At 48.7% G+C, this 2,050-nt stretch carries 3 protein-coding genes; 1 reads left to right on the top strand and 2 read right to left on the bottom strand.

Features of this window, described 5'->3' with window-relative positions; genetic code table 11:
* Positions 1-225, bottom strand: a 225-nt coding sequence (locus AC4E7D_RS14385) for an endonuclease/exonuclease/phosphatase family protein (protein WP_490174465.1), incomplete at its 3' end; no start/stop codon positions are given.
* Between the two features lie 84 nt (positions 226-309).
* Here AC4E7D_RS14385 and hflX point away from each other — a divergent pair.
* Positions 310-1,521, top strand: coding sequence for a GTPase HflX (hflX, locus tag AC4E7D_RS14390; RefSeq protein ID WP_490174466.1), 1,212 nt, complete (start codon positions 310-312; stop codon positions 1,519-1,521).
* 306 nt (positions 1,522-1,827) lie between these two features.
* On the opposite strand, the gene AC4E7D_RS14395 is transcribed toward hflX, so the two are convergent.
* Positions 1,828-2,050: DUF2480 family protein (locus AC4E7D_RS14395; RefSeq protein WP_490174467.1), on the bottom strand; the 223-nt coding region annotated here is incomplete at its 5' end.

The raw sequence follows: 2,050 nt of genomic DNA on the forward strand, positions 1-2,050 counted from the left end.
AACCAGGGCCGGTATCTTGTTTGACGTTTTTTGACCGACCGCGAGAAGGGTCTTCGCGAGTTTCCGCAGCTTGCGCTTATAGCGCTTTGGTGTCCATTTTTTAGCCCCACCGGGAGTGAAGTCATCATCCAGGGTGTGCGGGTCGTCCTGGGTATCAAATATATTCTCCAGGTTGTAAAAGGCCAGGGTATAGGTATTACGTTTGTATTTACGGCCAAAAATCATAAAATGCCTGCACTTTTGTATATGGCCCTAAAATAAGAAAATCACTTGGCCATGATTGCTTAGATTTGCATTTTATACCCGTAAATGTTAGAGAAGAAGAAAACATCATACGAGAAGGCGGTACTGATCGGGGTAATCAACAGGTCACAGGACGAGGAAAAGGTAAGTGAATACCTGGATGAACTGGAATTCCTTACCTATACCGCCGGAGGGGAGGTCGTTAAGCGCTTCACCCAAAGAGTAGACACGCCCAACCCCAGGACGTTTATCGGCAGTGGGAAGATGGAAGAAGTGGAGCAGTTCGTAAAGGAAAATGAGATCGGCTCCGTGATCTTTGACGACGAGCTCAGCCCTGTGCAACAACGCAATATCGAAAAACAGCTCCGCTGCAAAATCCTGGACCGCACAGGATTGATCCTGGACATCTTTGCACAACGGGCCAAGACGAGTTATGCCCGGACCCAGGTAGAACTCGCCCAGTACGAATACCTGCTCCCACGGCTTACCGGCCTCTGGACCCACCTGGAACGGCAACGCGGGGGGATCGGGATGCGTGGTCCCGGGGAAACGGAGATCGAAACCGACCGCCGTATTGTACGCGACCGGATTGCCCTGCTGAAGAAAAAGCTGGAGAAGATAGACAAGCAGATGGAGACCCAGAGGAGCAACCGGGGCGCGCTGGTACGCGTGGCCCTGGTGGGGTATACCAATGTTGGGAAATCCACCCTGATGAATGTGATCAGTAAAAGTGATGTCTTTGCCGAAAACAAACTCTTTGCTACCCTGGACACCACGGTGCGAAAGGTGGTATTGGGCAACCTGCCCTTCCTTCTAAGTGATACGGTAGGATTTATAAGAAAGCTCCCCACACAACTGGTGGAAAGCTTCAAAAGTACGCTTGACGAGGTCCGGGAAGCCGACCTGCTCCTCCATGTGGTGGATATCTCCCATCCCAATTTCGAAGACCACATCGCATCGGTCAACCAGATCCTGGGGGAAATTGGTTGTACCGAAAAGACCACCCTGATGGTGTTTAACAAGATCGACCTATACAAGCCGGAGGAGATCGAGGAAGACGACCTGCAGACCGAAAGGACTCAAAGGCATTTCAGTATTGCCGAATGGAAGCAAACCTGGATGCAGAAAATGAGTGGCAACGCGGTTTTTATTTCCGCCCTGAACAAGGAAAACCTGGACACCTTCCGCAAGAAGGTGTACCATGCCGTACGCAAAATACATATCGGCAGGTTCCCCTATAACAACTTCCTGTACCCGGAAAATCTGGACGAATATTAGGTGAGAAACGGGTGATAAAAGGGTAGTTCACCGAAGAAATTGACCCCTTATATTTTTCGCAACACTTTGGCCCTCCTTCACAACATAAATTTAGCCCGTGAGGAATCCACGCCTATCTTTGTTTACAGATTAAGTTTAAGTGATAACCCAAATTTGACACTTAACCCACAACGCTTAGGATAGCGAAACCCAAATTACCGAACCCTGCTTATCAAAAAGCCCTGAGAATTCAGGGCTTTTTTTGTTGTCCACAGGTCGTGAACAATATTATTTCGAATTGTTAATAACTCCTCCTGTTTATGAACATCATTTTTTCTTGAAAATGGGGACGGAGGAACAAGCCTCCCCATACATCACGCTTTTAGCTACTTGCTGGATTTTTGTAGTTGCCCATAGATAGGCATTCCGGGGAACAGGCTTGTGGGTACATCCCTTTATTATCACCGGTTTATCCCGGAAGGCTTCGGTATCCAGGGCATTTAAAACTTCCTGGTAAAGGGCCGTTTCCAGCGCCTCCAGATCCCCGTAG

This window comes from Lentiprolixibacter sp., assembly GCF_982873095.1.

Excerpts from the sequence above, each read along its gene's own strand:
- hflX (WP_490174466.1), top strand. The coding sequence starts at position 310 with ATGTTAGAGAAGAAGAAAACATCATACGAGAAGGCGGTACTGATCGGG.